Here is a 26113-nt window from a genome sequence, read left to right as displayed (position 1 = left end):
TCGAAGGTACGAAACGTAGGCAGGAGTCCGCCATGAGCGAAGAGCGCCCCACGTCCGATGCCGCTCGTCAGGACGCGGCCGGCCAGGCCGCCGCGGACGAGTACGAGGTACGGGCCACGGACGCCGACGCCTGGGCCACCGCGTGCGAGGAGGACCTCGCCGCGGAGAAGGCCCGCCGCCGGGCGCAGCACGGGCCGCCGCCGGGCTCGGCCGCCGAGGAACTGCGCAAGCTGGTCGACACCGTCGCCGACAAACTGTCCGGCCTCCAGTCGCCGCTGCTCGGCGCGGTGGCCGGCGGAGCGGCCCAGCAGATGGTCAGCCAGGTCGTCCAGCAGGCCAAGGCCGCCGTCGAACCCGTCATCGAACGCAACCCGGACGTCTTCGACCACCTCGCCGCCGCGGGCAACGAACTCCTCGCCGCGTACCGCTCCGCCGTCGAGGCCCAGGAACGCCGCTGGACCACCCGCGACCCCGCCCACCGGGAACGCCGCGACGAGGACGACGGCCAGGGCCCCGGCGAACGCATCGACCTGGACTGACTCACCGGCTCTCAGGGCCGTCCGCCGGGCGGACGACGGGAGCCCCGGTGCTGGGCCCTCGGGTACGGTTGGCCGTAGCGGGGCTCGACCGAAACTGAGGGATTCATGGGACTCACCATCGGCGTCGACATCGGCGGTACCAAGATCGCGGCCGGTGTGGTCGACGAGGAAGGCAACATCCTCTCGACCCACAAGGTGCCGACCCCGGGTACGCCCGAGGCGATCGTGGACGCCATCGCCGCCGCCGTCGAGGGCGCGCGAGCCGGCCACGAGATCGTCGGCGTCGGCATCGGCGCTGCCGGTTACGTCGACCGCCAGCGCTCCACGGTCTACTTCGCCCCCAACATCGACTGGCGCAACGAGCCGTTGAAGGCGAAGGTCGAGGCCCGCGTGGGCCTGCCCGTCGTCGTGGAGAACGACGCCAACGCGGCCGCGTGGGGCGAATACAAGTTCGGCGCGGGCAAGGGCCACCGGAACGTCATCTGCATCACCCTCGGCACGGGCCTCGGCGGCGGCATCATCATCGGCAACAAGCTGCGCCGCGGGCACTTCGGCGTGGCCGCCGAGTTCGGCCACATCCGGATGGTGCCCGACGGTCTGCTGTGCGGCTGCGGCAGCCAGGGCTGCTGGGAGCAGTACGCCTCGGGGCGCGCGCTGGTGCGGTACGCCAAGCAGCGCGCCAACGCGACCCCCGAGAACGCCGAGATCCTCCTCGGCCTCGGCGACGGCACGCCCGACGGCATCGAGGGCAAGCACATCTCCATGGCCGCCCGCCAGGGCGACCCCGTCGCCGTCGACTCCTACCGCGAGCTGGCCCGCTGGGCCGGTGCCGGTCTCGCCGACCTCGCCTCCCTCTTCGACCCGTCGGCGTTCATCGTGGGCGGCGGCCTGTCCGACGAGGGTGAGCTGGTCCTCGACCCCATCCGCAAGTCGTACAAGCGGTGGCTCGTCGGCGGCAACTGGCGCCCGGTCGCCCAGGTGATCGCCGCCCAGCTGGGCAACGAGGCCGGGCTGGTGGGCGCGGCCGACCTGGCGAGAGAGCCCGACCCGATCATGTGACACCCGGTCGGCTGCGGCCCCGTGCCCCGGAAGGGGCGCGGGGCCGCAGCCATGTCCGGCTCTGCCGCACGGGCGCGCCGAGCCACGAACCGCCCCTGGCCGCAAACGGACATATACCCCCGCCGTCGGGGCGTATCTTGATCCCCATGGCGACGAACCCGCTGCCCAACTCCCGCACGAACCCCGACGGTTCGGCGACCATCCGTGTCCTCAGCTACAACATCCGCTCCATGCGGGACGACACCGACGCCCTCGCCCGGGTGATCAAGGGCTGCGCCCCCGACCTGGTCCTCATCCAGGAGGCCCCCCGCTTCTTCCGCTGGCGCAAGAAACTCGCGCGGCTGGCCGCGGCCTGCGACCTCGTCACCCTTTCCGGCGGCGCCACCGCCTGTGGCCCCGCCCTGCTGTGCGGCCTGCGCGCCACCGTCGAGCACACCGAGGACGTCCTGCTGCCGCTCACCCCCGGCCTGCACCGGCGCGGCTTCGCCACGGCCGTGGTCCGCTTCGGCCGCGCCCGCCTCGGCGTCCTGTCCTGCCACCTCTCCCTGCAGAAGGACGAACGGTACGAGCAGGGCGGCATGCTCCTCGACCGCCTCGCCGCCCTGGGCGTGGAGCACGCCGTCGCGGGCGGCGACCTCAACGAACGCCCCGACGGCCGCACGTTCCGGCGGCTGGCCGGCACGCTCCAGGACTGCTGGGCCACCGCGCCCTGGGGCAGCGAGTACACCTCCACCCCCGCCGACCCCCATCAGCGCATCGACGCCGTCCTGGCCACCCCCGGCATCGAGGTCCTCGGCTGCGGTGTGCCGCTCGGCCTGCCGGGGATCAGCCGGAGCGACCTGAGGGCGGCCACGGACCACCTCCCGGTCCTGGCCGCCCTCAGAGTGCCCGCGGCGTCGTCCTAGCCTGCGGCCACCGGCCGCCGCTTGACCTTGTCGACGATCGCCCAGCTGTCCAGGTAGGACAGCTGGGTGTAGCGCTTCATGTGCTCCCCGTCACCCGAGGTGCGCTCGTCCCGGAAGCCCAGGAACTCGTACGTCACCGGGTCGAAGATGAAATAGCCGCCGAAGCTCGACACCCCCTTGGGGAGCGTCGGGTCGTCGTAGGTGATCGCCACACCGACCCTGCCCTTGGCGTCCTTCTGGTTCGGCACCGCCTTCACGCCCGGCACCATCCCCAGCGCCTCGTAGGCCGCCGGACGCAGCCCCTCCGGCATCACCGGGACCAGCTTGAGCAGCCCGGCGAGGCTGAAGTGGATGTGCGACCACTCCTCGTCGGTGATCTTCTCCAGTGAGGTGTTCTTCTCCTTGCGGCCGAAGAAGTCGTCCTGGATGGCGAGGATCAGCTTCTCCGGGTCGGTCGGCAGCTTGCGCAGCCTGCCCCAGTCCTGCGGGGGCCAGCTGCTCTGGTTGTCCTCCAGCGGCGGCGACCACCAGCCCTTGCCGATCTCCATGATCCAGGAGCGCTTCGAGCCGTCCACGGACCGCCAGTTCTCGTCGACGTGGGTCTTCGTCCGCCCGGTCTTCTGGTCGGTCTCCTTGATGATCTCCTTGGTGTAGACGAACTGGTCGTCCCGCGGGCTCACGGTCCTCCCGTGCTCGCGCTCGTACGCCGCCGCCCCGTTGAGCACGGTCCGCGCGCTCACGTTCCGCATCGGCGGCAGGCTCGTCACCTCCGGCTTCGCGGTCCTTCCCCGGTCACCGTCGTCGTTCTGCACGGCGACCAGCACACCGGCCGTGACCGCGGCGGCCACCGCGCCCGTCAGGGCGACGCGCAGCAGCGGCCGGCGGCTCACCACGGCGGTCCGGGCCGTCCGGCCCGTCGCGCGGTCCGCGTCGGGCGTGGTGATCGCGGCCAGCAGCCGGGCCCGGCCCCGGCGCCGGGTCTCCTCGTCCAGCGGGGGAGTCCCCGCGTCGAAGTCGGTGAGGTCCCTCAAATCCCTCAGGTCCCTCGGTTCGTCGATGTCACGCATGGGCGTCCGCCTCTCGGAAAGCTGTCGGATCGGATCCGCCCAGTGCTTCGCGCAGTTTGCTGCGAGCCCTGTTCAGCCGGGATCTGACGGTGCCGACAGGCACACCGAGGGCACGGGCCGCCTCCTCGTAGTCGAGGCCGGCCCACGCGATCAGCAGCACCACGTCGCGGTGCCGGGCGGAGAGCCCGGCCAGCGCGGCCGCCAGGTCCCGGCGCACCCCCGTGGCACCGGCCCTGGCGACCGCGCGGTCCGCGACCGGCTCCTCGTGCTCCACCGGCTCCGGCAGCCGGGACAGCGCCTTGAACCGGCGTGCCTCGGCCCGGCGGTGCCGGCCCACGAGGTTCGTCGCGATGCCGAACAACCAGGGGCGGGCGTCGGCCCGCTCCAGGTCGTACGTGTGGCGTCGCTGGAAGGCGGTGACGAAGGTCTCCGCCATCAGATCCTCCGCCGCCTCCGGACCGAGCCGCCGGGCCGCGTAACGGTGCACGGCGTCGGCATGCCGGTCATAGAGTGCGGCGAACAGCTCGGGCTCGTCCCGGGACCGCGCGATCACACGGGCATCACTCTCCTCGCGATCCTCGTCGCGGGTGCCGACGCCCGGTGGTCCGACGGTCATCGGGGCTCCTCTCGTTCGTCCGAACGCCTCGAAGGCTTGGGCTTGTTCAGGTTCTTCACCCGTCCTTCGCCGCTCGCCGGATCCGAGTTCCATTCCGGCGGACGCCGGCGCGCACGCACTCAGGAACCGACGACGAGGGCCCGCCCCGCGCACCATGCCGAGGGCCCGCCCGGAACGCTCCCGGGCGGGCCCTCGTACGGCGGCGGGGGTCAGACGACCGCGCCCCGCCCCGGATCGTCGTCGTCCTCGTCGTCGGTCTTCATCCGCATCACCAGCGTGGCGAAACCGCCGAGGAAGCCGCCGATGCCGAGGGTGGTCAGCCACCAGGTCATGTCCCAGCCGAGCAGCACCGCGAGCAGCAGCAGCACCGGGCCGCCGACCACGCCCAGCCAGGCGAACTTGGCGGTCGCGTCGGCCTCCGGCAGCGGCGGCGGCTCCGGGGGCACGAAGTGGCCCTCACCGTCCTCGTCCTCGTCGTCGTCCTCGTCCTCCCCGGTGTCCTCACCCACCGGGTCGGGCACCGTGTAGTCCCGTGGACCGGCGCCGACACCGGGCGCGAACGCGACCGAGCTGCCCAGCGGCCTGGGAGCCGCCGGCCCGGCACTGTCCGCGGCGCCGCCGGCGGGTGTGTCGGAGGGCTCCTCCGGGTCGGCCTCCAGCAGCGCCAGGTCCTCCACCGAACGGAACGGCTTGGCGCCCGGCGGGTCCGGCGGCTCCTCCCCGAACCCGGCGACGATGGCCTTCCAGGCGGCGTCCTCGTCGAACGGCACCTGCTGCTCCTCGCCCGGCGTGTCACCGGAGGCACCCGAGCCGCCCGAGCCACCGGAACCCGATCCGCCCGAGCCCGATCCGCGTGAGTCACCGTGGCGCTCACCGAGGGGCGCGCCCTTCTCCTCCGGCTCACGCTCGGAGTCGTGCTCAGCCACCAGTGGCCGTCCCTTCCCTCTGCTCCATGGGTCCCGCACCGAACCGCTCCGCGGACCCCGACCCGGACTGCTGTACGGAATCCGTCCCGGACTCCTTCATCGATTCCGTCCCGGAGCCCTCCGCGGATGCTTCGTCGGTCCCCTCCGCGGCGTCCGGCGCGCCGTCCCCCACGACACGGGTCATGAACGCCAGGCTCTCGTCGAAAACGCGGCCCGCGTCGTGGTCCAACGTCGCGACATGCCGACTGTGTTCCAGCAGGATCTCCGTGACGTCCGTGGACGACACCCGGCCGAGCACACGCGCGGAGTCGGCGGCCGGCACCACATGGTCCCGTGTACTGCGCAACAGCAGCAACGGCTGGGTCACCTGAGGCAGTTCACCGTCGACCAGCCGCAGGAAGGTCCGCAGGGAGTGCGCCGCGTGCAGCGGCACCCTGTCGTACCCCAGCTCCGTGACGCCCTCCTTGGCGATGTCGTCGGTGATCCCCCTGGTGCTGGGGACGAGGTGCCGGAGCACGGGGAGGGCGCGGGCCGCCAGGCCGTGCACCTCGTTGGCCGGGTTGACGACCACGACGCCGTCGACCGCGTCCCCGTGCTTCGCCGCCAGCCGCAGGGCCAGCGCGCCGCCCATGGACAGCCCGGCCACGAAGACCCGCGCACAGCGCTCGCGCAGGGCGCGCAGCTCGCGGTCCACCTCCGCGTACCAGTCCTGCCAGCCGGTGATCCGCAGGTCCTCCCAGCGGGTGCCGTGCCCCGGCAGCAGGGGCAGGACGACGGTCAGATCGCGCTCGGCGAGGTACTGCGCCCAGGGGCGCAGCGACTGCGGGGAACCGGTGAAGCCGTGACAGAGGAGCACCCCGACCCGCCCGCCCTCATGGCGGTAGGGCTCGGCTCCAGGAAGGACCGGCACGGTTCGGTCTCCTGTTCATGAGAAGGGTGTGAAACGAGTCCCGGTGTGGTTCACCGTACGCGACCGCACTGACACCGACCAGGGGCTTCGGCGGGGGGAGGAGAGGCGGAGGGCGGGGCGCCGGGCTGTTCGTCAGTCGTCCGGGTTAAGGTCTGATCCTCAGAACACAGAGAGGCAATCGGTTGTTGTACGGCGCGATGAAGGTCGCCATCGGGGGACCGCTCAAGGTCACCTTCCGGCCCTGGGTGGAGGGCCTGGAGAACATTCCGGCCGAGGGCGCGGCGATCCTGGCGAGCAACCACCTCTCGTTCTCCGACTCGTTCTTCCTGCCCGCGGTCCTCGACCGCAAGGTCACCTTCATCGCGAAGGCGGAGTACTTCACGACGCCCGGCGTGAAGGGCAAGCTCACGGCGGCATTCTTCAAGGGCGTCGGCCAGCTCCCCGTGGACCGCTCCGGCGCGCGCGGCGCGGGCGAGGCCGCGATCAAGAGCGGCATCCAGGTCCTGGAGCGGGGCGAACTGTTCGGCATCTACCCCGAGGGCACCCGCTCGCCCGACGGCCGCCTCTACCGCGGCAAGCCCGGCGGCCTCGCCCGCGTGGCCCTCGCCACCGGCGCGCCCGTCATCCCCGTCGCGATGATCGACACCGAGAAGATCCAGCCGCCCGGCAAGGTCCTGCCGAAGGTGATGCGCCCCGGCATCCGGATCGGCAAGCCCCTCGACTTCAGCCGCTACCAGGGCATGGAGCACGACCGCTTCGTCCTGCGGGCGCTGACCGACGAGGTCATGTACGAGATCATGAAGCTCTCGGGCCAGGAGTACGTCGACATCTACGCGACCGCCGCCAAGCGGCAGATCGCGGACGCGGCCAAGGCGGAGAAGGAGGCCGACAAGGCCGACAAGGCCGCCAGGGCGGCCCTCGCCAAGGCCGAGAGGGACCAGGCGGCCAAGGAGCAGGCCGAGAAGTCCACGGGGGACCCGGACCGGCCGGCTTCGTAGCGGTCGCGTCCGGCGGATACGGTCGCGTGCGGACAACGCGTCCGCCGTGGGTGGGGTGGGGGTCGGGCACATGCCGAAGCGCGAGAGAGTCATGAGGATGTCGGTCGAGCTGCCGCTGTGGCGCGCGCTCACCGGCTACCGGGTCCTGACGATGATCTACGCGGTCGGTCTGTTCATCAGCGCGTACGCCAGGTTCCCGCGCCCCTGGCTCGCGATCGGCTACTTCGTGGTGCTGGTCGGCTGGACCCTGGCCACCCTGCCCCGGGTCGCCAACGCGGCCGCCTGCACCAAACGGTTCCTCGCCGCCGACCTCACCATCGCGGTCGTCGGCATCCTGCTCACCCGGCTCGCCGACTCCCCGGCGCGGATCGAGGCCGGCGGCCCCACCCTGCCGTCGATATGGACCGCGGGCGCCGTCCTGGCCTTCGCCATCAAGGGCGGCTGGCGGTGGGCGGCCCTCGCCTCCACCCTCGTCGCCGTCGCCAACCTGGTCCACCGCGGCGCCCCCACCCGCGACACCGTCCACAACGTGCTGCTCGTGTGGGTCGCCGCCATCGCCATCGGCTACGTCGTCGAGGTCGCCCGCGCCTCCGAGCGCACCCTCGCCCGCGCCCTGGAGATCGAGGCCGCCACCCGCGAGCGGGAGCGCCTCGCCCGCGACATCCACGACAGCGTGCTCCAGGTCCTCGCCATGGTGCAGCGGCGCGGCACCGCCCTCGGCGGCGAGGCCGCGGAGCTGGGCCGGATGGCCGGCGAGCAGGAGGTCGCGCTGCGCACCCTGGTCTCCGGTGGCCTCGTACCGGTCTCCCGGATCTCGGAGGACGCGGCCGAGGGAGCACTCGTCCGGGTCGTCGACGAGCCGGACGCGCCGGACTCCGGCGACGGCCCCCTCGACCTGCGCTCCCTGCTCGCCCCCTACGCCGGGGCGCAGGTCACCCTGTCCGAGCCGGGCCGCCCGGTGGAGCTGGTCCCGCACGCCGCACGGGAGCTGGTCGCCGCCGTCGGCGCCGCCCTGGACAATGTGCGCCGGCACGCCGGTGAGCGGGCGCGGGCCTGGATCCTGGTCGAGGACTGGACGGACGAGGTCGTCGTGACCGTACGGGACGACGGGCCCGGCATCCCCGAGGGACGGCTCGCCCAGGCCGAGGGCGAGGGACGGCTCGGGGTGGCCCTGTCCATCCGGGGCCGGCTGCGCGACATGGGCGGCACGGCCGAGCTGATCTCGGTGCCGGGACAGGGCACGGAAGTCGAACTGAAGGTACCCAGGGCCTCGGAAGCACCGAAGGACACACGGGGGAAGGCGGAGAAGCGGTGACGGACAACGTGCTGGACGGACAGGAACGGTCGGGCGTCGACGGGCAGGAACGGTCGGGCGTCGACGGACAGGAACGGTCGGGCGTCGACGGACAGGAACGGTCGGGCGTCGCAGGGCGGGGGCCGGGCGACCCGATCAAGGTCATGGTGGTCGACGACCACCCCATGTGGCGCGACGCCGTCGCCCGCGACCTGACCGAGTCCGGCTTCGACGTGGTCGCGACGGCGGGCGACGGCGAGCAGGCGGTCCGCCGCGCCAGGGCCGCCGCGCCCGACGTCCTCGTGCTGGACCTCAACCTGCCCGCGAAGCCCGGCGTCCAGGTCTGCAAGGAACTGGTCGGCGCCAACCCCGCCCTGCGGGTCCTCGTACTGTCGGCGAGCGGCGAGCACGCGGACGTGCTGGAGGCGGTGAAGTCCGGCGCCACGGGCTATCTGCTGAAGTCCGCCTCGACCGAGGACCTGATCGACGCCGTGCGCCGCACCGCCGTCGGCGACCCCGTCTTCACCCCCGGCCTCGCCGGCCTCGTCCTCGGCGAGTACCGCCGTCTCGCCTCCGAGCCGGTGCCCGCCGCGGGAGCCGACGAGCCGAAGGCGCCGCAGCTCACCGACCGTGAGACGGAGGTGCTCCGCCTCGTCGCCAAGGGCCTGAGCTACAAGCAGATCGCCGAACGCCTCGTCATCTCGCACCGCACGGTCCAGAACCATGTGCAGAACACCCTCGGCAAGCTCCAGCTCCACAACCGGGTGGAACTGGTCCGCTACGCCATCGAACGCGGCCTCGACGACGAGTAGACGGCCCTCCACCCGGGGCTCCCGGCCCGCGTTGATCGACAAATGCGTCCATAGACCAATCCGAGGAGTAAACCAACCGCCCGACAGTTCACCGGAATTGCCCTTACCCGGTCATGTCGAAGTGACCTGCGTCACCATTACGGTGCTGCGGAAGGCTTACGGCAACCGCGGTGAAGGGACATTTCCATGCGGGTCGGAGTACTGACCGGAGGCGGCGACTGCCCCGGGCTCAACGCCGTCATCCGGGGCATCGTCCGCAAGGGCGTGCAGGAGTACGGCTATGACTTCGTCGGCTTCCGGGACGGCTGGCGGGGTCCGCTCGAGAACGACACCGTCCGCCTCGACATCCCCGCCGTGCGCGGCATCCTGCCGCGCGGCGGCACGATCCTCGGCTCCTCGCGCACCAACCCGCTCAAGGAGGAGAGCGGCATCCGCCGTATCAAGGACAACCTCGCCAAGCAGGAGGTGGAGGCGCTCGTCGCCATCGGCGGCGAGGACACGCTGGGCGTGGCCGCGCGTCTGTCGGACGAGTACGGCGTGCCCTGCGTGGGCGTCCCGAAGACGATCGACAACGACCTCTCGGCCACGGACTACACCTTCGGCTTCGACACGGCCGTGGGCATCGCGACCGAGGCGATCGACCGGCTGCACACCACGGCCGAGTCCCACATGCGGGTCCTCGTGGTGGAGGTGATGGGCCGTCACGCCGGCTGGATCGCCATCCACTCCGGCCTGGCCGGCGGCGCCAACGTCATCCTCATCCCCGAGCAGCGCTTCGACGTCGACAAGGTGTGCGCCTGGGTGACGTCCCGCTTCAAGGCGTCGTACGCGCCGATCGTGGTCGTGGCGGAGGGGGCGATGCCGAAGGACGGCCAGATGGTCCTGAAGGACGAGTCCCTGGACTCCTTCGGGCACGTCCGGCTGTCCGGGGTCGGCGAATGGCTGGCCAAGGAGATCGAGAAGCGCACGGGCAAGGAGGCCCGGACGACCGTCCTCGGCCATGTCCAGCGCGGGGGCACGCCCAGCGCGTTCGACCGCTGGCTCGCCACACGGTTCGGGCTCCACGCGATCGACGCGGTCCGTGACGGGGACTTCGGCAAGATGGTCGCGCTGCGCGGCACGGACATCGTCCGCGTCCCGATCGCCGACGCGACGGCCAGGCTGAAGACGGTGGATCCCGCGCTCTACGAGGAGGTCGGAGTCTTCTTCGGCTGACCGGGGGAGAGGTTCGCGAGCGTTGTCGGGTGCGGGTGAGTGGGGGCCGCAGGCCCGTTCCCTTCAGGGGCGCGGGGAACTGCGCGAGAAACCACGAACCACCCGCACCCGGCAACCCGCCTACCGAGCCCGAAGCACCCGCAGCCCGGCCACCAGCTTCCGCACCACCGTCACCCCGTCCAGCGTCAGCACCGACTCCGGATGGAACTGCACCCCCGCGAACCCGGGCCCCCGCAGCGCGTGCACCTCCCCGGTGGCGCTGCGGCTGACCTCCACCCCGTGCGCGGCCAGCTCCCCGGCCGCCCCCTCGTCGCAGCGCGCCTCGAAGCTGTTGTAGAAGCCGACGACCTCCTCCCGCCCGAACAGGTCGATCGAGGTCTGCGCCCCCTGGTACGGCACCTCCTTGCGCACGATCCCCAGCCCCAGCTCCGCCGCGATCAGCTCATGCCCGAGACACACCCCGAGCACCCCGTACGGGTGGTCCCGGAGCACCTCGGCGGTCAGCTCCCGCAGGAACCGCATCTTGGGGTCGTCCGCGTCCCCGGGGTCCCCGGGCCCCGGCCCCAGCACGACCACCCCGGCATGCCCGAGGACGGCCTCCCGCAGCCCCGGCTCGTCGTACCGCCGTACCGTCACCTCCAGCCCCGACGACCGCAGCAGATGCGCGAGCATCGCGGTGAACGTGTCCTCCGCGTCCACCACCAGCGCGTGTCCGGTCAGCTCGGCCGTGCGGTCCTGCATCCGCAGCCAGAACGGCGCCAGCGAGGCGCGCCGCCCGTCGAGCGCCGCCCGCACCCGGGGGTCCTCCGCGAGCCCCGGTCGCACCCGCTCCCGCTCCGGCCGTCCGGGCCGCACTCCGAGCGCCGCCAGCACCCCGGCCGCCTTGGCGTGGGTCTCGGCGACCTCGCCCGCCGGATCGGAGCCCCGGACGAGCGTGGCGCCGACCGGCACCCGCAGCCGGCCGTCGGCCGCGATGTCGGCGGTCCGGATCAGGATCGGCGAGTCCAGGGTCTGCGCCCCGCCCTCGTCGCGGCCCAGCAGCGCGAGGGCCCCCGCGTAGTAGCCGCGGCCCCCCACCTCGTGCCGTTCGATCACCCGGCAGGCGTTCTGCACGGGAGACCCGGTGACGGTCGCCGCGAACATGGTCTCCCGCAGGACGTCCCGCACGTCCAGCGAGGAACGTCCGCGCAGCTCGTACTCGGTGTGCGCGAGGTGCGCCATCTCCTTCAGCCGGGGCCCGATCACCACCCCGCCCATGTCCCCGACCGTGCACATCATCTTGAGCTCCTCGTCGACGACCATCGAGAGCTCCTCGATCTCCTTGCCGTCGGAGAGGAACTCCAGCAGGTCCTCCGGTGTCGGCCCGCCGGCCGGATAGCGGTACGTGCCGCTGATCGGGTTCATCACGACGGTCCCGCCGGACATCCGGACATGCACCTCGGGGCTCGCCCCGACCAGCGTCCGCTCGCCGGTGTGCACCACGAACGTCCAGTACGCGCCCCGCTCGCCCTCCAGCAGTCGCCGGAACAGCGCCAGCGCGTCGGCCCGGCCGAAGCCCGGGACACCGCCCTCGTACGTCCGCCGGATCACGAAGTTCGCGCCCTCGCCCCGCCCGATCTCCTCGCGCAGCACCCGCCCGACGATCTCCGCGTACTCCTCGTCGCCGACGTCGAAACCGCCGCCCTCCACCCGCACGTCGTGCGCGGGCAGCTCGGCCAGCGCCCGCTCCAGCGGCAGTGCGTACGACTCCTCCGGCACGAGCACCGACAGGGGCGTGCCGTCGTCGCGGACGTCGAAGCCGCGTTCGCGGATCTGCCGGAACGGGACGAGGGCCAGCGCCTCGTCGGGGAGGTCGGCGAGCCGCTCGCAGGTGGTGACCGGGCCGATCAGCACCTCCACGGTGTCGTGGTCGAGGCCGGGGGTGCGGCGGCGCAGCAGCGCGAACGGTCGGGGGTCGTGCAGGAGTCGAGCCAGGTCCATCGGGTTCTCCTCGTGGCTGATCGGAGCGTGATCAGTGCGGTGATCGAGGAGGGACGGCCCGGTGGTGGAAACACGGAAGGCCGCCCCTCGGGCGGCCTTCGCGAAGTCGTGCGTACGCGCAGTCAGTGGGCCGCCGGATGAGCGGTCCACCACCAGTTCTGGTTGGAGTGCGCGAACATGCGCCGCACCCTACCGGAGGCGGTCGGGCGGCGCCACGGGCCGCGCCCGGGGGCCCCGTCCCGATCGAGCGGGGTTCGTCTCACTTGATGAGCAGGGGAATGGACGCCCGACATGACCCCGTAATGTGGACGTCGTGACCGTGAACGCTAAGTCCAGCGCGAGCGCTGGCAACACCTGGCGAGACCTGCCCGCGGCGCAGCAGCCCGAGTACCCCGACACCGAGGCTCTGCGCGCAGTCGTTGCGGAGCTCGAGTCGTATCCGCCGCTCGTCTTCGCGGGCGAGTGCGACCAGCTGCGCGCCCGGATGGCGTCCGTCGCCAAGGGAGAGGCGTTCCTCCTCCAGGGCGGCGACTGCGCCGAGGCCTTCGACGCCGTCTCGGCGGACCACATCCGCAACAAGCTGAAGACGCTGCTCCAGATGGGCGCCGTCCTCACGTACGCGGCCTCCGTGCCGGTCGTGAAGGTCGGGCGCATCGCCGGGCAGTACTCCAAGCCCCGCTCCAAGGGCACCGAGACCCGTGACGGCGTGACCCTGCCGACCTACCGCGGCGACTCGGTCAACGGCTTCGACTTCAACGAGGCCGCCCGTATCCCGGACCCCGAGCGCCTGAAGCGGATGTACCACGCCTCCGCCTCCACGCTGAACCTGGTCCGCGCCTTCACCACCGGCGGCTACGCCGACCTGCGCCAGGTCCACGCCTGGAACCAGGACTTCGTGAAGTCGTCCCCGTCCGGCCAGCGCTACGAGCAGCTCGCCCGCGAGATCGACAACGCGCTGAACTTCATGCACGCCTGCGGGGCCGACCCGGAGGAGTTCCGCACCGTCGAGTTCTTCTCCTCGCACGAGGCGCTGCTGCTCGACTACGAGTCGGCGCTGACCCGCGTCGACTCGCGCACGGGGCAGCTGTACGACGTCTCCGCGCACATGGTGTGGATCGGTGAGCGCACCCGGCAGCTGGACCACGCCCACATCGAGTTCGCCTCGCAGATCCGCAACCCGATCGGGATCAAGCTCGGCCCGACGACCACGGCCGAGGACGCTCTCCAGTACATCGAGCGCCTCGACCCGGAGCGCGAGCCCGGCCGACTCACCTTCATCGTGCGCATGGGCGCGGACAAGGTCCGTGACAAGCTGCCCGAGCTGGTCGAGAAGGTCACCGCCTCCGGCGCGACCGTGGCCTGGGTGACCGACCCGATGCACGGCAACACCTTCGAGGCTGCCTCCGGGCACAAGACCCGCCGCTTCGACGACGTGCTCGACGAGGTCAAGGGCTTCTTCGAGGTCCACAAGGCCCTGGGCACCCACCCGGGTGGCATCCACGTGGAGCTCACCGGTGACGACGTCACCGAGTGCGTGGGCGGCGGCGACGAGATCTTCGTCGACGATCTGCACCAGCGCTACGAGACCGCCTGCGACCCCCGGCTCAACCGCAGCCAGTCCCTCGACCTGGCCTTCCTGGTCGCGGAGCTGTACCGCGACTAGTACGGGCGTGACGACACAGTGGAGTGGGGCGCGGATCACATACGATCCGCGCCCCACTCCACTTTTGTGCTCCCTGGCCGCCGGGTAAGGTTAGGTTAGCCTCACCGATCATCGGGGCGGCGTTACGTATCGATCCCGGCGGGAGGTGAACCGCGTGTTCGTCTGCAGTTGCTTCGGTGTCACCGAGCAGCAGGTCAAGAAGCACGCGGCGGACGGTGCCTGCACCCCTCGCCAGATCGCGTCGGCCTGCAAGGCGGGCACGGACTGCGGTTCCTGCGTCCGCCGTATCCAGGCGATCCTGGGCAGGGGCGCGTTCCCGCGCCGCGAGTCGGCCGACCAGGGGCAGCCCGCCTTCTCCGAGGTACAGGAGCTCGAGGAAGCGGCCTAGCCCGTCCGGCGCGGCCTCTCGACGCGGGGAATCAGCTCTCCGGCTGTTCGATCAGCTGTGCGATGTACAGCGCCTCGCCGAGCTTCTCCAGCAGCTCCAGCTGGGTGTCCAGGTAGTCGATGTGGTGCTCCTCGTCGGCGAGGATCGACTCGAAGATGTTCGCGGACGTCACGTCGCCCTTGGCCCGCATCACCTCGATGCCGCGCTTGAGGCGGTCGATCGCCTCGACCTCGATCTGCCGGTCCGCCTCGAACATCTCCTTCACCGTCTGGCCCACGCGGACGTGGAACAGCCGCTGGTAGTTCGGCAGGCCGTCCAGGAAGAGGATCCGGTCGGTGAGGACCTCCGCGTGCTTCATCTCGTCGAACGACTCGTGCCGGGTGTACTTCGCGAGCTTCGTCCAGCCGAAGTTCTCCTGCATCTTCGCGTGCAGGAAGTACTGGTTGATCGCGGTCAGCTCGGCCGTCAGCTGCTCGTTGAGGAATTCGATGACCTCGGGGTCGCCCTGCATCGCAAAGGCTCCTTCCAAGCGGGGAACTGGGAGGTTGCGCCGCGATGATTGCACCGGCATCGAAGATCGTCCAGTAAGTGCAAGCTTAGTAAGTTAGCCCAGCCTTAGTTCGTTTTGTCCGAGTCGGGTGGGGGCCGGTCAGGTGCACCACTCGGGGTCTGTCAGGATGGAGTCATGGGTCAGCCGGTGGGACGCGAGTCGGGAGATCGCGCATCTGAGAACGCGGCACAGCCGCAGCTTCCGCCGGGACAGCGACTCCAGCGCGGCTGGCCGGTGACGCACTACGGCCCCGTACCCAAGTTCCGCCCCGAGCGGTGGGACTTCCGGGTCTTCGGCGCCACCGCCGACGGCGAGAAGCGGAGCTGGACCCACGACGAGTTCACCGCACTGCCGTACGCCTCGGTCGTGGCCGATCTGCACTGCGTGACGAAGTTCAGCATGGTCGGCGCGGAGTGGGGCGGCATCCCCGCCCGGACGATCCTGGAGATCATGCCTCCGGCCGCCGAGGTCACCCATGTGATGGTGTGGGCCGAGTACGGCTTCAGCTCCAACCTCCGGCTCAGCGACTTCGCCTCCGACCGCGCGATCTTCGCCACCCACAAGGACGGCGAGCTGCTCACCGCCGAGCACGGCTTCCCGCTGCGGCTCGTCGTGCCGCACCTCTACGCCTGGAAGGGCCCCAAGTGGGTCCGTGGCATCGAGTACATGACCGCCGACCGGCGGGGCTTCTGGGAGGAGCGCGGCTACCACAACATCGGCGACCCGTGGCGCGAGCAGCGCTACTCCTACCAGGAGGAACCGGGGGAGGGACCCGAGCTCTGACCGGGCCCGGTGTCTCGCCGTCTCAGCCGTCGCGGAGCTTCTTCAGACGTTCCACGTCCGCCGCGTGACCCTCCTTGCCGCCGGGGGTCTCGATGATCAGGGGGACGCCCTCGGTGGCGGGGTGGGTCATCAGCGCGCGGAACGGGTCCTCGCCGATGTGGCCGGAGCCGATGTTCTCGTGACGGTCCTTGTGGGCGCCGACGACGTCCTTGGAGTCGTTGGCGTGGATCAGTTTCAGCCGTCCCTCGCCGACGGTGTCCACCAGCAGGTCCAGCGTCCGGTGCATGCCGTCGGGGCCGGTCAGGTCGTGGCCCGCCGCGAAGATGTGGCAGGTGTCCAGGCAGACGCCGAGCTTCGGGTGGCTGTCCAGCGCCTCGAAGTACGGGCCGAAGTCCCAGGTGCGGGAGCACAGGGAGGAGCCCTGGCCGGCGGTCGACTCCAGCAGCAGATACGGGTCGTCGTCGTGGGTGAGCTCGTCCAGCAGCGGCAGGAGGTGTGTGCGCACCTGCTTCAGCGCGACCTCACGGTCCCGGCCGCCGGTCGCGCTCCCGGTGTGCACGACCACGCCGAGGGCGCCGATCTCCCGGCCCCGGCGCAGCGAGTGCCGCAGCGACTCCACGGACTTCTCGACCGTCGCCTCGGTGTGCGAGCCGAAGTTGATCAGATACGGGGCGTGCACGTACGCGGGGATCGACTCGGCCGCGCAGGCCGCCCGGAACTCCTCGTCCTGCCGCGGGTTCCCGACGGGTGTGGCCCAGCCCCGCGGGTTCGCCACGAAGACCTGCACGGTCTCGGCCTGGAGATCACGGGCGTAGGTGAGCCCCACGGAGTGCAGCCCGCCGGCGACGGGCACATGCCCGCCGACGGGGTTGCGCGCGGGCCCGGACACGGGGGCGGGGGAGGAGAGGGGAGCGGACGCGGGGGCGGAGGCGCCGGGGCGACCGGGGGACTGCTCAGTACTCACCGCACAAGGGTGTCATGCGGAGGAGACCACCCGGACGGCGGATGGTGTCCCGGGGCCCCGACCATGAGGCACAGACCCCGGGGCCCCGACCGTGGTGAACCGGGTCAGCCGATCTCGATGGTGATCGTCGACCCCTTGGGGGCCGTCTCGCCGCCGTCCACCGACTGGCCCTTGACCTCGTCGCCGAAGAGACCGAGGAGACCCCGGTCCTCGTCGACCTCGAAGCCCGCGTCCTCCAGCTTCCGCCTGGCGTCGTCGACGCTGTCGCCCACGACGTCCGGGACCTCGATCATCTCGGGACCCTTGGACAGCGTCAGCGTGACCGTGTCGCCCGTCCCGGCCTGCTTGCCCGCGCCCGGGGACATCTCGGCGACCATGCCCTTGTCGAACTCGGAGTTGACCCGCTGCGAGGCGATCTCCACCTTCAGACCCTCGTCCTCCAGCGCGGCGGTGGCGTCCTCGACCGAGGAGCCGGCCACGTCCGGGATCTCCACCGGGGCACCCCGGCTGACCACGAGCGCGACCGCCGAACCCGAGGACACCTTGGTCCCGGCGCCCGGCTCGGTGCGGATCACCTGACCCCGGATGACCTCGTCGCTGAACTCCCGCGTCACGAGGCCCGGTTCCAGCCCGTCGCTCTTGAGCCGGGCCTTCGCCTTGTCCAGCCGGTAGCCCTTCAGATCGGGCAGCGCCACGGTCTCGGGGCCCTTGGAGATCGTCAGCGTGACCGTGTCGTTGTCCCGGATGCGGTCGCCCGGCTCCGGGTGCGTGCGGATCACCTCGCCCCGCTTGACGGTGTCGCTGAACGCGCGCTCGACCTTGACGCCGAGCCCGGCACCCTGGATCCGCTTCGTCGCGACGGCCTCCGACTGGGCCAGCACCGCCGGGACCCTCGTGAACTGGCCCGAGTTGATGTACCAGATGCCCCCGCCCACACCGAGGACGAGCAGCACGGCGGCCACGATCGTGAGCAGGCCCCGCCTGGGCGCGGTCCGGCCGCCGGGGCGCCGGGGCGGCGGCGAGGACGTCTCGAACCGGCTCGTGCGGTTCATCTCGTCGAGCCCCGCCGAACGGGACACGGTCAGCGACCGCGGGATGACGCTCGTGCGGTCCTCCGCGTTGTCGTGCCCGGCGGTTCTGGCCTGCGGCGGCACCGCGTCCAACTGCTCGACGCTCAGCGCGGACCGGGCCTGAAGCGTCTGCGCGAGCAGCGCGACCGCGTCGTACGGCCGCAGCTCCGGACGGCGGGCGGTCGCCGAGGCGACCAGCTCGTCCAGCTCGTACGGCAGGCCGGGCACGGCGGCCGACGGCGGCGGCACGTCGTCGTTCAGCGCGTGGTAGAGCACCTGCGCGGGGGTGTCCCCGCCGTGGGGCTTGCCGCCGGTGAGCATCTCGTAGAGCATCACCCCGCACGCGTACACGTCGACGCGGGTGTCGGTCGTGCCGTGCTCCAGCTGCTCCGGGGCCAGATAGGCCACGGTGCCGAGCACGGTGCCCGTGGTGCTGGTGACGGTGTCCACGGAGCGGACCAGCCCGAAGTCGGCGACCTTGACCCGGCCGTCGTCGCCGATCAGGACGTTCTCCGGCTTCATGTCGCGGTGCACGAAACCGGCGCGGTGGGCGGCGCCCAGGGCGGCGAGGATCGGCTCCAGGATGTCCAGCGCGGCCCGCGGCTGCAGGGCGCCGCGCTCGCGCAGCACGTCCCGCAGGGTGCACCCGGCGACGTACTCCATGGCCAGATAGACGTACGACCCGTCGGTGCCCTGGTCGTAGACCCCCACCACGTTCGGGTGGGAGAGCCGCGCCACCGACTTGGCCTCGCGGATGAACCGCTCCACGAACGAACCGTCCGCGGCCAGCGTCGGATGCATCACCTTGAGCGCGAGCACCCGGTCCAGGCGGGTGTCCACGGCCCGGTAGACCGTGGCCATCCCGCCGACCGCGATCCGCGCCTCGACTCGATACCGGCCGTCGAGCACCTGGCCGACAAGCGGGTCCTGAAGGGTCGTGTCCACGCAGGTGAGTCTACGAGCCGCCACGGACACCCCCACCCGTTGCGGGGCGACGGGGACGGACTGCAGCAGACCTGTGACCGTCCCGCGCCCGGACGGGCGACCGGCGTTCAGAACGCCGGCCGCTCCGGGTCCAGGCGGGCCAGGCCCTCGCCGGGGGAGGACGCCCGCGCGAAGTGGCGCCGGGGGATGCGGCCCGCCCGGCGCGCGAGGCGGCCCGCCTCCACCGCGCTGCGCATGGCGGTCGCCATCAGGACCGGCTCCTGCGCCCGGGTCACCGCGGAGGCGAGCATGACACCCGCGCACCCCAGCTCCATCGCGAGCGCCGCGTCCGACGCCGTACCGGCCCCCGCGTCCAGGATCACCGGTACCCGCGCGTGCTCCACGATCAGCTGGAAGTTGTGCGGGTTGCGGATGCCGAGCCCGGACCCGATCGGCGACCCGAGCGGCATGATCGCGGCGCAGCCGACGTCCTCCAGCTTCCGGGCGAGCACCGGGTCGTCGTTGGTGTACGGCAGCACGGTGAAACCGTCGTCGACCAGCGTCTCCGCGGCGTCCAGCAGCTCGATCGGGTCCGGCAGCAGGGTCCGCTCGTCGGCGATGACCTCCAGCTTCACCAGGTCCGTGCCGAGCGCCTCCCGCGCGAGCCGCGCGGTGAGCACGGCCTCGCCCGCCGTGAAGCAGCCGGCGGTGTTGGGCAGCACCCGGATGCCCAGCTTGTCGAGCACCGAGAGCACCGAGCCGTGCACGGTCGCGTTCACCCGGCGCATCGCGACCGTCGTGAGCTCGGTGCCGGAGGCTACCAGCGCCCGCTCCAGCACGTCCAGGCTGGGGGCGCCGCCGGTGCCCATGATCAGGCGGGACGAGTAGGTCGTACCGCCGAGGACGAAGGGGTCGTCTGCCATGGGTCAGCCTCCTTGGACGGCGGTCAGGACCTCGACGCGGTCTCCCTCGGAGAGGAGCGTCGACGGCCACTGCGCGCGCGGGACGACGGTTTCGTTGAGCGCGGCGGCGACCCCGGACGGGGACGGGGCGAGCGTCAGGACGAGCGCGTCGAGGGCGGTGCCGGGGGCGACCCGCCGGGGCTCCCCGTTGACGAGGACGGCCAGGGCGTCGGCGCGGTCCACGGCGCTCATACGGGCTGCTCCGAGAGTTCCCTGGGCGCGCCGGCCCGGAAGCGCAGCGGTGTGAAGTCCCGTGCGACCTCGGGCAGTTCCCCGCTGGTCAGGACATGGGCCAGGACGTCGCCGGTGATCGGGGTGAGGAGGACCCCGTTGCGGTAGTGGCCCGTCGCGAGGAGCAGGCCGTCGAGTTCGGTGGGGCCGAGGAGCGGGGCGTTGTCGGGGGAGCCGGGGCGCAGTCCCGCGCGGGTCTCGGTGAGCGGGAGCTCGGTGATGCCGGGGACGAGTTCATGGGCGTCCCGCAGCAGTTCGTACACCCCGCCCGCGGTGACCGTGGTGTCCCAGCCGAGCTCCTCGCTGGTGGCGCCGACGACGAGTTCGCCGTTCTCGCGCGGCACCAGGTAGACGTGGCTGCCGCGGACCACGGCCCGCACGGTCCGGGTCAGGAAGGGCGCGTACCGCTCCGGCACCGTCAGCCGCAGCACCTGACCCTTCACGGGCCGCACCGGCGGCAGCACGTCGTCGGGGACACCGGCGAGCCGCCCGCTGTGGCTGCCCCCCGCCAGGACGACACGCCCCGCGGTCAGCACGGCGCCGTCGTCGGTCCTGACCCCGGCGGCCCGTCCCCGCACCACGGAGAGCTCCTCGGCCCGGGCCCGGTGGAACACGACCCCGGCCCGCTCGCAGGCCGTGACGAGGGCCCTGGAGAGCCGCCTCGGGTCGATCTGGTGGTCCCCGTCGACCCGCAGCCCGCCGCGCACGCCCGGCGCCAGCATCGGCTCCAGACGGCGGCACTCGCGGCCGTTCAGCCACTCCGACTCCAGGCCCGAACGGCGTTGCAGGGCGTGCAGTTCACGCAAATGGGCCCGGTCGTCGGCGTCGAGGGCGACGGCGAGCGTCCCGGAGCGGCGGTAGCCGAGGTCGAGGCCGGTCGCCCCGGTCAGCTCGGCGGCGAAGTCGGGATAGCGGCGCGCGGACTCCAGGTTGAGCCCCAGCAGTGTCTGCTCGCCGTAGTGCAGTTCCGTGACCGCGGCGAGCATCCCGGCCGCCACCTGGGCCGCCCCGCCGCCGGGCCCGGGATCCACGACGGTGGTGGTGAACCCGCGCTGGGCGGCCCGCCAGGCCGTGACCAGCCCGATGATCCCGCCCCCCACGACGAGGACGTCTGAGGTGTGCGTACGCGACATGGGCGTCCAGCCCCTCCCTTCGCCGGCATGACCCGGATCAGGTTCGTACGGTCGGAGGCCGCCAGCCTCCCTCTCAGCCCGGTGCGTCCGGGCTCCCGCGAGTGCTCTACGGTGGCCCACCCTAGCCCGTGCCGTATCGCTCAGTAAGGGAGCCTCCCGCCATGGCCCGCTCGCTCGACGGACTCGTCCTCGCCCCCGTGGCCGACCAGGCCCCAGGTCAGGTCGGCACCCGCACACGCTTCGCGTACCACGAGAAGGACGGCGAGATCTGGGCCGACTACGCGGGCGGCGACGTCGTACGCGGCCACCTCCTGGGTACCCGTGAGGGTGACCGGCTGGACTTCCGTTACGTCCAGCTGCGGACCGACGGGACGACCGCGTCGGGGCACTGCGTGTCCCTGGTGGTCGAGCTGCCCGACGGGCGAGTGCGGCTGGAGGAGACCTGGGAGTGGGAGTCGAGGCAGGGCAGCGGGACGAGCACGGTGGAGCAGATCGGGACGGCGGACGGCGCCGTGGAGCAGGTCACGGCGTACGACCGCTGACTGACGGATCGTCAGTTGTCTATGGTGATCAGGTGAACGAGCAGACACGGGCAGCGGGAGGGACGACGGCGCGCCGGGTCGTCGTCGTGGGTGCGGGCATGGCCGGGGTGCAGACCGCGGTCGCCCTGCGCGAACAGGGCTTCTCCGGCGAGGTGACGCTGATCGGCGCCGAGCCCCACCAGCCGTACGACCGGCCGCCCCTGTCCAAGGCCGTCCTGCTCGGCAAGGCCGAGGACTCCGCGTTCGACGTCGACTTCGAGGCGCTCGGCATCGAACTCCGGCTCGGCCGCGAGGTCCTGGGCGTCCGCCCCGGCGAGCACGAACTGGACACCGCCGCCGGAGCCGTTCCGTACGACCTCCTGGTCCTCGCCACCGGCGCCGAACCGATCCGGCTGCCCGGCACGGAGGGCGTGCCCGGCGTGCATCTGCTGCGCACCCTGGACGACGCCGAGCGGCTGCGCCCCGTCCTGGCCGAGCAGCACGACATCGTCGTCGTGGGCGCCGGCTGGATCGGCGCCGAGTTCGCCACCGCCGCGCGGGAGGCGGGTTGCGCGGTCACCGTCGTGGAGGCCGCCGACCGGCCGCTGGCCGGGGCGCTGCCCGCCGAGGTGGCCGCGCCGATGACCGCCTGGTACGCCGACAGCGGCACCACACTGCGGACCCACGCGCGCGTGGAGCGCGTCGAGCCGGGCACGGTCGTCCTGGACGACGGCTCCCGGATCTCGGCCGGTGCCGTGGTCGTCGGCATCGGGGCACGCCCCGCGACGGCCTGGCTGAGGGACTCCGGCATCGCACTGGGCCGGCGCGGGGAGGTGGTCGCCGACGACCACCTGCGCACCTCCGCGCCGGACGTCTACGCGGTGGGCGACTGCGCGTCGTTCCCCTCGGGCCGCTACGGCGAGCGCCTCCTGGTCCATCACTGGGACAACGCCCTCCAGGGCCCCCGGACGGTCGCCGCGAACATCATCGGCGAGACGCCCGAGCCCTACGACCCCGTCCCGTACTTCTGGTCGGAGCAGTTCGGCCGGTTCGTCCAGTACGCGGGGCACCACCCCGCCGCCGACACCATGGTCCGGCGCGGGGACCCCGCGGGCGCCGCCTGGACGGTGTGCTGGCTGCGCGAGGACCGCCTGGTCGCCCTGCTCGCCGTCGGCCGGCCGAGGGACCTGGCCCAGGGCCGCCGCCTCATCGAGGCGGGCACCCCGATGAACCCCGCCCTGCTCGCGGACCCGTCGAGACCCCTGAAGGCGGCCACTGCCTAGCACAGCGGCTCCGCGCCGCCCCCGCCCGGGGGGTGCGCCCCCCGGAGGGCCCCGCTCGGCTACCCACTGTCAGTCCCAGATGGCAGTCTTGGTGACGTGACCGAGATTGACGCAAAGATCGATGCTCTCGTCCCCGCGTGGCTGACCCTCCCCGACATCGCCGAGATGCTCGGCGTCGAGGTGACCCGTGTGCGGCAGCTGGTCAAGGAGGGCCAGCTCATCGCCGTACGCCGTGGTGAGAACCGCGCGCTGCACGTCCCCGCCGCCTTCATCGACGGAGACAAGGTGGTCAAGGGCCTCACCGGCACCCTGACCCTGCTGAAGGACGACGGCTTCACCGACGAAGAGATGCTGGAGTGGCTCTTCACTCCGGACCCCAGCCTGCCCGGAACGCCGGCCCAGGCCCTGAGCGAGAATCGCGGCACGGAGGTGAAGCGCCGGGCCCAGGCGCTCGCCGTGTGATCACCGGAGGCTGAGAAGCCGCACCACCGGCAGGACCCGTACCACCGCACCACCTGAACAGCACCGTGCGGCGTGGGGCAGCCGGGGCCACCTCGGCCCCCGGCTGCCCTGCGCCGCACCGACATGGCACCGCCCACGGGGGACTCAACCGATGACCGACGCCGCTGCCCGGCTCGCCGACGCCCGTCTCTACCTCTGCATGGACGCCCGCGAGCGCCAGGGCGACCTCCCGGAGTTCCTGGACGCGGTCCTCGGCGCCGGCGTGGACATCGTCCAGCTGCGCGACAAGGGCGTGGAGGCGGCACGGGAGCTGGAGCTCCTGGAGGTGTTCGCCGAGAAGTGCCGCCTCCACGGCAAGCTGCTCGCCGTGAACGACCGGGCCGACGTGGCGCACGCCTCGCGGTCCGCGCACCCGGGCGGCGCCGACGTCCTGCACCTCGGCCAGGGCGACCTCCCGGTGCCCGCCGCCCGCGCGATCCTCGGCGACGACGTCCTCGTCGGCCGCTCCACGCACTCCGAGGAGGAGGCCGCGGCGGCCGCCGTCCAGGAGGGCGTGGACTACTTCTGCACGGGCCCCTGCTGGCCCACCCCCACCAAGCCCGGCCGGCACGCGCCCGGCCTCGACCTCGTGCGGTACACCGCCGCGCTGGGCACCGACCGGCCCTGGTTCGCCATCGGGGGCATCGACCTCGGCAACCTCGACGAGGTCGTCGCCGCGGGCGCCCGACGGGTCGTCGTCGTCCGCGCGATCACCGAGGCCGACGATCCCGCGGCCGCGGCGGCGGCCTTCGCCGAGCGTCTGCGCGCTCTGTGACACCGCACGCCGCCCGGTGTCCAAGGCGTGGACACCCGAGCCGATAAAGCGGACAAAAGGGGGTGCTCTGGTTGGGGGACGGCCCCGACCTGACTAACCTGCGGTTATGGCCCTAGGAACCGCCTCCACCAGGACTGATCGCGCACGGACCGTGCGGGACATGCTCGCCACGGGCAGGACCACGTACTCGTTCGAGTTCTGGGCCCCCAAGACCGAGAAGGGCGAGCGGAACCTGTGGAACGCCCTCCGCAGGGTCGAGGCGGTGGCCCCCAGCTTCGTCTCCGTGACCTACGGAGCGGGCGGTTCCACGCGCGCCGGCACCGTCCGGGCGACCGAGCAGATCGCCGCCGACACCACGCTCACCCCGGTCGCCCACCTGACCGCCGTCAACCACTCCATCGCCGAACTGCGCAACATCATCGGCCAGTACGCGGACGCCGGTATCCGCAACATGCTCGCGGTCCGCGGTGACCCGCCCGGCGACCCGATGGCCGACTGGGTGCCGCACCCGCAGGGCCTGACGTACGCCGCCGAACTCGTCCACCTCATCAAGGAGTCGGGTGACTTCTGCGTGGGCGTCGCGGCCTTCCCGGAGATGCACCCCCGGTCCGCCGACTGGGACACCGACGTGGCCCACTTCGTGGACAAGTGCCGGGCCGGCGCCGACTACGCGATCACCCAGATGTTCTTCCACCCCGACTCGTACCTGCGTCTGAGGGACGCCGTCGCGAAGGCCGGCTGCGAGACCCCGGTCATCCCGGAGGTCATGCCCGTCACCAGCGTGAAGATGTTGGAAAGGCTGCCCCAACTCAGCAACGCGGCCATCCCGGACGCCCTGAAAGAGCGGATCGTCACAGCCAAAGACGATCCGGCCGCTGTACGCTCCATTGGCATCGAGTTCGCCACGGAGTTCTGCGCGAGGCTGCTGGACGAGGGAGTCCCCGGACTTCACTTCATCACCCTGAACAACTCCACCGCGACTCTGGAAATCTACGAGAACCTGGGCCTGCACCACCCACCGAGGGCCTAGACCGGTCGCACTCGCGTACGACACACTGCGTAGCGGCCAAGGGAGAGGGGCGTACATGGGCTGGACGGTCCTCTACATCGCGTTCGGCGTCGTCGCGTTGTGGCTGCTGGGTGAGGTGCTGCTGCAGTACAAGGCGCGGTTGCGGTGGAGGCTGCTCGCCTTCGTCGGGTTCCTCTGTGTCGTCCTCGGCGTCCTGATGCCCAATGTGATCGTCATCGGCCTCGGCGCGATCGCCTTCGCGGTCGGCCAGACGTATGTGACCCTGTCGTTCCGCCGTGGTTTCGAGGCGGGTTGGGCCGTCCGCCCGCGCTCCGGCGAGGGCGCGGAGGCCCCCGCGGCCAAGCCCGGCAAGAAGCGCCGCCGGGGCGGCGAACCGGAGCGTCAGGACCCCACCCTGGAGGTCTCCGACCTGCAACCCTCGACTGCCGGAACGTACCAGCAGGACGACGACCCGCTGGACCAGGACGACGACGTCTTCGTACGCCCGAAGTCCACCCCCTCCGGGGCGGCCACCGTGTACTCGCCGGAACCCATGCCCGACGACACGAGCACCTACGGCGTCTACCGCGAGGACAACGCGTACGCGGCGGCCCAGGGCCAGTCCTACGCCAACGCCGACCAGGCTCAGGACGAGGCCCTCGCCTACTACGGCTACGACCAGCAGGGCTACGGCTACGACCAGTCCGAGCAGCAGTACGCCGCCTACTCCGACCCGTACATCGGCACCCAGACCTACGACGCCACCGCCTCCTACGACCCGTCCTACGGCCAGCAGGGGTACGGTCAGCAGGGTTACGACGGGCAGGACCAGTACGGCAACGGCGCGTACGGCGGCGAGACCCCGCCCGGCGGTGTCTGGGTCCCGCAACAGCGCAACACCGACGACCCGTTCGGGTCGGATCTCCCGACGGACCAGTCGTACCCGTACCAGGGGAACGGCAACGGCTACGACGAACAGCAGTACCGTTTCTGACGGTCGGTTCCCTGCTGTGTCCTGAGCCGCTCCCCGGCCGT

General features: G+C 71.9%; 28 protein-coding genes and 1 riboswitch. Of the genes, 16 read left to right on the top strand and 12 right to left on the bottom strand.

The annotated features are described in order from the left end of the window. Positions 1–32: 32 nt before the first annotated feature. The 3 genes from SMA5143A_RS08420 (at position 33) to SMA5143A_RS08410 (ending at position 2503) form a co-directional block, all read left to right on the top strand. Positions 33–539 carry a DUF5304 domain-containing protein gene (locus SMA5143A_RS08420; RefSeq protein WP_055523007.1) on the top strand — a complete coding sequence of 169 codons (507 nt, stop codon included), beginning with the start codon at positions 33–35 and terminating at the stop codon, positions 537–539. A 105-nt stretch (positions 540–644) separates the two neighbouring features. Next, positions 645–1598 carry an ROK family glucokinase gene (locus SMA5143A_RS08415; protein ID WP_107462267.1) on the top strand — a complete coding sequence of 318 codons (954 nt, stop codon included), beginning with the start codon at positions 645–647 and terminating at the stop codon, positions 1596–1598. 146 nt (positions 1599–1744) lie between these two features. After that, positions 1745–2503 (top strand): endonuclease/exonuclease/phosphatase family protein, encoded by a 759-nt coding sequence (locus tag SMA5143A_RS08410; protein ID WP_107462266.1) that lies wholly within the window; start codon positions 1745–1747, stop codon positions 2501–2503. Here the strand turns inward: SMA5143A_RS08410 and SMA5143A_RS08405 are convergent. From SMA5143A_RS08405 to SMA5143A_RS08390, 4 genes are all read right to left on the bottom strand, one after another. Continuing rightward, a complete protein-coding gene (locus SMA5143A_RS08405; RefSeq protein ID WP_107462265.1) occupies positions 2500–3570 on the bottom strand; it encodes a CU044_5270 family protein in 1071 nt (356 codons plus the stop codon). The genes SMA5143A_RS08410 and SMA5143A_RS08405 overlap by 4 nt on opposite strands. Then, the gene (locus SMA5143A_RS08400; protein ID WP_107462264.1) at positions 3563–4186 is read right to left on the bottom strand and encodes an RNA polymerase sigma factor; all 624 of its coding nucleotides are present in this window, start codon (positions 4184–4186) and stop codon (positions 3563–3565) included. The genes SMA5143A_RS08405 and SMA5143A_RS08400 overlap by 8 nt, the downstream gene beginning before the upstream one ends. 209 nt (positions 4187–4395) lie before the next feature. Then, complete coding sequence (locus tag SMA5143A_RS08395; RefSeq protein ID WP_107462263.1) at positions 4396–5112, bottom strand: hypothetical protein; 717 nt, start codon at positions 5110–5112, stop codon at positions 4396–4398. Continuing rightward, positions 5105–6022, bottom strand: coding sequence for an alpha/beta hydrolase (locus tag SMA5143A_RS08390; protein ID WP_107462262.1), 918 nt, complete (start codon positions 6020–6022; stop codon positions 5105–5107). The genes SMA5143A_RS08395 and SMA5143A_RS08390 overlap by 8 nt, the downstream gene beginning before the upstream one ends. 197 nt (positions 6023–6219) lie before the next feature. Here SMA5143A_RS08390 and SMA5143A_RS08385 point away from each other — a divergent pair, with 197 nt between their 5' ends. From SMA5143A_RS08385 to SMA5143A_RS08370, 4 genes are all read left to right on the top strand, one after another. Then, a complete protein-coding gene (locus SMA5143A_RS08385; RefSeq protein ID WP_099964900.1) occupies positions 6220–7020 on the top strand; it encodes a lysophospholipid acyltransferase family protein in 801 nt (266 codons plus the stop codon). A 70-nt stretch (positions 7021–7090) separates the two neighbouring features. Further along, the gene (gene macS, locus SMA5143A_RS08380; protein ID WP_181361786.1) at positions 7091–8335 is read left to right on the top strand and encodes a MacS family sensor histidine kinase; all 1245 of its coding nucleotides are present in this window, start codon (positions 7091–7093) and stop codon (positions 8333–8335) included. A 143-nt stretch (positions 8336–8478) separates the two neighbouring features. Beyond that, positions 8479–9126 carry a response regulator gene (locus SMA5143A_RS08375; protein WP_107462290.1) on the top strand — a complete coding sequence of 216 codons (648 nt, stop codon included), beginning with the start codon at positions 8479–8481 and terminating at the stop codon, positions 9124–9126. 186 nt (positions 9127–9312) lie between these two features. Further along, complete coding sequence (locus SMA5143A_RS08370; RefSeq protein WP_107462260.1) at positions 9313–10341, top strand: 6-phosphofructokinase; 1029 nt, start codon at positions 9313–9315, stop codon at positions 10339–10341. A gap of 120 nt (positions 10342–10461) precedes the next feature. Here the strand turns inward: SMA5143A_RS08370 and SMA5143A_RS08365 are convergent, their stop codons facing one another. Then, positions 10462–12321, bottom strand: coding sequence for an anthranilate synthase family protein (locus tag SMA5143A_RS08365; RefSeq protein ID WP_107462259.1), 1860 nt, complete (start codon positions 12319–12321; stop codon positions 10462–10464). Between the two features lie 122 nt (positions 12322–12443). Continuing rightward, complete coding sequence (locus SMA5143A_RS44715; RefSeq protein ID WP_101392327.1) at positions 12444–12500, bottom strand: trp operon leader peptide; 57 nt, start codon at positions 12498–12500, stop codon at positions 12444–12446. Positions 12501–12634: 134 nt separating this feature from the next. Between SMA5143A_RS44715 and SMA5143A_RS08355 the strand changes: the two genes are divergently transcribed. Together SMA5143A_RS08355 and SMA5143A_RS08350 are read left to right on the top strand one after the other, a co-directional pair. Continuing rightward, positions 12635–13984: a class II 3-deoxy-7-phosphoheptulonate synthase gene (locus tag SMA5143A_RS08355; RefSeq protein ID WP_107462289.1), complete on the top strand. Its 1350-nt coding sequence runs from the start codon at positions 12635–12637 to the stop codon at positions 13982–13984. A 145-nt stretch (positions 13985–14129) separates the two neighbouring features. Then, positions 14130–14372 (top strand): (2Fe-2S)-binding protein, encoded by a 243-nt coding sequence (locus SMA5143A_RS08350; RefSeq protein ID WP_107462257.1) that lies wholly within the window; start codon positions 14130–14132, stop codon positions 14370–14372. A gap of 31 nt (positions 14373–14403) precedes the next feature. Here the strand turns inward: SMA5143A_RS08350 and bfr are convergent, their stop codons facing one another. Then, positions 14404–14883, bottom strand: coding sequence for a bacterioferritin (gene bfr, locus SMA5143A_RS08345; protein WP_055521109.1), 480 nt, complete (start codon positions 14881–14883; stop codon positions 14404–14406). Positions 14884–15057: 174 nt separating this feature from the next. Here bfr and SMA5143A_RS08340 point away from each other — a divergent pair, with 174 nt between their 5' ends. Beyond that, positions 15058–15705, top strand: coding sequence for a sulfite oxidase-like oxidoreductase (locus tag SMA5143A_RS08340; protein WP_107462256.1), 648 nt, complete (start codon positions 15058–15060; stop codon positions 15703–15705). Positions 15706–15727: 22 nt separating this feature from the next. On the opposite strand, the gene SMA5143A_RS08335 is transcribed toward SMA5143A_RS08340, so the two are convergent. The 5 genes from SMA5143A_RS08335 to thiO form a co-directional block, all read right to left on the bottom strand. Next, positions 15728–16669, bottom strand: a complete 942-nt coding sequence (locus SMA5143A_RS08335; RefSeq protein WP_375136470.1) for a deoxyribonuclease IV — start codon at positions 16667–16669, stop codon at positions 15728–15730. 104 nt (positions 16670–16773) lie between these two features. Next, entirely contained in the window at positions 16774–18684 is a 1911-nt protein-coding gene (gene pknB / locus SMA5143A_RS08330) for a Stk1 family PASTA domain-containing Ser/Thr kinase (RefSeq protein WP_181361784.1), read from the bottom strand. A gap of 107 nt (positions 18685–18791) precedes the next feature. Continuing rightward, positions 18792–19586: a thiazole synthase gene (locus tag SMA5143A_RS08325; protein WP_107462255.1), complete on the bottom strand. Its 795-nt coding sequence runs from the start codon at positions 19584–19586 to the stop codon at positions 18792–18794. Between the two features lie 3 nt (positions 19587–19589). Next, a complete protein-coding gene (gene thiS / locus SMA5143A_RS08320; protein WP_107462286.1) occupies positions 19590–19790 on the bottom strand; it encodes a sulfur carrier protein ThiS in 201 nt (66 codons plus the stop codon). A gap of 23 nt (positions 19791–19813) precedes the next feature. Further along, positions 19814–20989, bottom strand: coding sequence for a glycine oxidase ThiO (gene thiO, locus SMA5143A_RS08315; protein ID WP_107462254.1), 1176 nt, complete (start codon positions 20987–20989; stop codon positions 19814–19816). Then, a riboswitch (TPP riboswitch) is annotated at positions 20987–21098 on the bottom strand. Its footprint overlaps the gene before it by 3 nt. A gap of 52 nt (positions 21099–21150) precedes the next feature. Here thiO and SMA5143A_RS08310 point away from each other — a divergent pair. The 6 genes from SMA5143A_RS08310 to SMA5143A_RS08285 all read left to right on the top strand — a co-directional run bounded on the left by SMA5143A_RS08310 (position 21151) and on the right by SMA5143A_RS08285 (position 26072). Beyond that, a complete protein-coding gene (locus SMA5143A_RS08310) occupies positions 21151–21531 on the top strand; it encodes a hypothetical protein (RefSeq protein ID WP_107462253.1) in 381 nt (126 codons plus the stop codon). 32 nt (positions 21532–21563) lie between these two features. Next, positions 21564–22793 (top strand): NAD(P)/FAD-dependent oxidoreductase, encoded by a 1230-nt coding sequence (locus SMA5143A_RS08305; RefSeq protein ID WP_107462252.1) that lies wholly within the window; start codon positions 21564–21566, stop codon positions 22791–22793. 96 nt (positions 22794–22889) lie between these two features. After that, the gene (locus tag SMA5143A_RS08300) at positions 22890–23255 is read left to right on the top strand and encodes an Rv2175c family DNA-binding protein (RefSeq protein ID WP_107462251.1); all 366 of its coding nucleotides are present in this window, start codon (positions 22890–22892) and stop codon (positions 23253–23255) included. Positions 23256–23406: 151 nt separating this feature from the next. Further along, complete coding sequence (gene thiE / locus SMA5143A_RS08295) at positions 23407–24069, top strand: thiamine phosphate synthase (protein ID WP_107462250.1); 663 nt, start codon at positions 23407–23409, stop codon at positions 24067–24069. Between the two features lie 106 nt (positions 24070–24175). After that, positions 24176–25099, top strand: coding sequence for a methylenetetrahydrofolate reductase [NAD(P)H] (gene metF / locus SMA5143A_RS08290; RefSeq protein ID WP_055715696.1), 924 nt, complete (start codon positions 24176–24178; stop codon positions 25097–25099). 55 nt (positions 25100–25154) lie between these two features. Then, positions 25155–26072, top strand: a complete 918-nt coding sequence (locus SMA5143A_RS08285) for an SCO2102 family sporulation regulator (RefSeq protein ID WP_107462249.1) — start codon at positions 25155–25157, stop codon at positions 26070–26072. The last annotated feature ends 41 nt before the right edge of the window (positions 26073–26113 follow it).

Origin of the sequence: Streptomyces sp. MA5143a, assembly GCF_900290235.1 — a bacterium.
In the GTDB taxonomy this organism is placed as follows: Bacteria; Actinomycetota; Actinomycetes; order Streptomycetales; family Streptomycetaceae; genus Streptomyces.
This window is presented reverse-complemented; position numbering and strand designations above follow the sequence as displayed.

Coding starts and splice junctions, on each gene's coding strand:
- SMA5143A_RS08420 (WP_055523007.1), top strand. CDS start 33: ATGAGCGAAGAGCGCCCCACGTCCGATGCCGCTCGTCAGGACGCGGCC.
- SMA5143A_RS08415 (WP_107462267.1), top strand. CDS start 645: ATGGGACTCACCATCGGCGTCGACATCGGCGGTACCAAGATCGCGGCC.
- SMA5143A_RS08410 (WP_107462266.1), top strand. CDS start 1,745: ATGGCGACGAACCCGCTGCCCAACTCCCGCACGAACCCCGACGGTTCG.
- SMA5143A_RS08405 (WP_107462265.1), bottom strand. CDS start 3,570: ATGCGTGACATCGACGAACCGAGGGACCTGAGGGATTTGAGGGACCTC.
- SMA5143A_RS08400 (WP_107462264.1), bottom strand. CDS start 4,186: ATGACCGTCGGACCACCGGGCGTCGGCACCCGCGACGAGGATCGCGAG.
- SMA5143A_RS08385 (WP_099964900.1), top strand. CDS start 6,220: ATGAAGGTCGCCATCGGGGGACCGCTCAAGGTCACCTTCCGGCCCTGG.
- macS (WP_181361786.1), top strand. CDS start 7,091: ATGCCGAAGCGCGAGAGAGTCATGAGGATGTCGGTCGAGCTGCCGCTG.
- SMA5143A_RS08375 (WP_107462290.1), top strand. CDS start 8,479: ATGGTGGTCGACGACCACCCCATGTGGCGCGACGCCGTCGCCCGCGAC.
- SMA5143A_RS08370 (WP_107462260.1), top strand. CDS start 9,313: ATGCGGGTCGGAGTACTGACCGGAGGCGGCGACTGCCCCGGGCTCAAC.
- SMA5143A_RS08365 (WP_107462259.1), bottom strand. CDS start 12,321: ATGGACCTGGCTCGACTCCTGCACGACCCCCGACCGTTCGCGCTGCTG.
- bfr (WP_055521109.1), bottom strand. CDS start 14,883: ATGCAGGGCGACCCCGAGGTCATCGAATTCCTCAACGAGCAGCTGACG.
- SMA5143A_RS08340 (WP_107462256.1), top strand. CDS start 15,058: ATGGGTCAGCCGGTGGGACGCGAGTCGGGAGATCGCGCATCTGAGAAC.
- SMA5143A_RS08325 (WP_107462255.1), bottom strand. CDS start 19,586: ATGGCAGACGACCCCTTCGTCCTCGGCGGTACGACCTACTCGTCCCGC.
- thiO (WP_107462254.1), bottom strand. CDS start 20,989: ATGTCGCGTACGCACACCTCAGACGTCCTCGTCGTGGGGGGCGGGATC.
- SMA5143A_RS08310 (WP_107462253.1), top strand. CDS start 21,151: ATGGCCCGCTCGCTCGACGGACTCGTCCTCGCCCCCGTGGCCGACCAG.
- thiE (WP_107462250.1), top strand. CDS start 23,407: ATGACCGACGCCGCTGCCCGGCTCGCCGACGCCCGTCTCTACCTCTGC.
- metF (WP_055715696.1), top strand. CDS start 24,176: ATGGCCCTAGGAACCGCCTCCACCAGGACTGATCGCGCACGGACCGTG.
- SMA5143A_RS08285 (WP_107462249.1), top strand. CDS start 25,155: ATGGGCTGGACGGTCCTCTACATCGCGTTCGGCGTCGTCGCGTTGTGG.